We start from the raw sequence: 1,628 nt of genomic DNA, 5'->3' as shown, positions 1-1,628 counted from the left end.
AGTTCATCCCGGAAATATTTATTAAACACCTTACCTTTTGGCGTCAACATGATCCGAAGTAATCTGGTTTCACCCATCATGGATGATTGTTGGATTGCCGCCTTCATTTGCCCATTTTTCATCAAATCATCGGCATTTTTAATAATAATATAGTGGCCTGTTTGACTTGTCTTTTCTTTAACAGTAACTAAGAAATTAAAATAAAAAATGTCGTGTTGCTCTTTTAGTTTACTCCAAGCGTCATTAAGCATTTGAATGAAATTTTCATGCTTTAGTACGATTTTTAAAATGGCATTATTTTCATCTTCATTGATACTTATTTCTGGCATGACCGTATTATCAGATAAAGCAATATCGCTGATATAGCGATTTTTGTCGTGTCTTTTAACCAGGAACTCTGGGTGAGGGTGATTAAAAGTAAATAAATTTCGAATTACTCTTGGTAAACCATAAATAACATCTCGGCAGCCTGTTGCTGTCAACGAATTAAGATTATTTTGGATGAGCTTTTTGATGCATTTTCTTGCCTCGTGAGTTTGTATGTTTCCGTGGACCAATAGATGAACAATGTTCCCTTTAGCACTGACAACTATATAGGGTTGGCGAATGATTTGTTCGCCATTTTCATTTTCTAAATGTGGGAATGTAATGGATAATAAATCCCCAGCAAAAAAATTGAGAGGGTTCTCAGTCTGAATTTTTAGACCTTTTGTTGATATATCAATCGTAAAGGCGGAGAATTTTTCTTTTGGTTTTTTTGGGGTGAAAAAAAAGATAGGCATTTTGTATAAAAACCGATCTTCCTGGCGTTTGTCATCTACTTCACTTTTTACAATATGCAGTTCAGTTTTAATACCAATATGTTTAGGAATGAACTGAAATATTTTATTTTTTTGAATATTTTCATGTGTTGAGTCAGTAAATAAATCCAATTTTGTCAGCAAATCAGATTCATCACTGATACAGATCATCCGTTTATATGCAGATGCTAATAGTCTTGCTCGCTCGACAGGGCTTTGATTAATGAGCTGAAAAACCTCACCTGAGCTATCAGGTAGTGAGCTAGGGATATGGCATTGTTTATCTGGATGAATGGTCATACCGTCTAAACGATATAACATTAAGTTACCTTTACTTTTTAAATATGCTAATTGTGCAATTGCGCGGGCGTCGGGATCATTAATACAATCGGCTAATGGCATACACATGAAATTAGCAAAACCTTCGGGGCTGGAAACGGGTGCAAATAAATAGTAGAGAATGAATCGTTTGCCCGTTAATAAGGCATTTTGTATTGGAGTCTGACAGATAAAATCATTCAATATGGAGGTATGATTTTCATCGGTTAACCGTTGTAACAGAAATTCGTTATGCCCAGTTAGATATAATGAGTTAGGTATCCATCTGCCGTGTTCATTTTGCATAAAAATTGGCAGACTATTAAGTTTGCCAACGACAAATTGCTCATACGCTTTAACAACTACTGCTTCTTGCGTGTTTTCTATAGGAACTCGGTGTCTGCGTAGTTGAGTAAAGATGAATTTTTTCAGATGATTATGAAATTCATGAACAATCTCTTCTGTCTGGTTAGCCGTCATTTTTATTTTGTAATAAAAATTAGTCTGTTT

The 1,628-nt window shown here is 34.9% G+C and carries 1 protein-coding gene; it reads right to left on the bottom strand.

Annotated features, from left to right (window positions below; translation table 11 throughout):
* The coding region (locus QZ994_RS19840) for a PilZ domain-containing protein (protein WP_290877816.1) at nucleotides 1-1,598 on the bottom strand (1,598 nt) is incomplete at its 3' end.
* Nucleotides 1,599-1,628 lie beyond the last annotated feature (30 nt).

The sequence above is a fragment of the Aquabacterium sp. genome (assembly GCF_021768455.1).
In the GTDB taxonomy this organism is placed as follows: domain Bacteria; phylum Pseudomonadota; class Gammaproteobacteria; order Burkholderiales; family Burkholderiaceae_C; genus Aquabacterium.
This window is presented reverse-complemented; position numbering and strand designations above follow the sequence as displayed.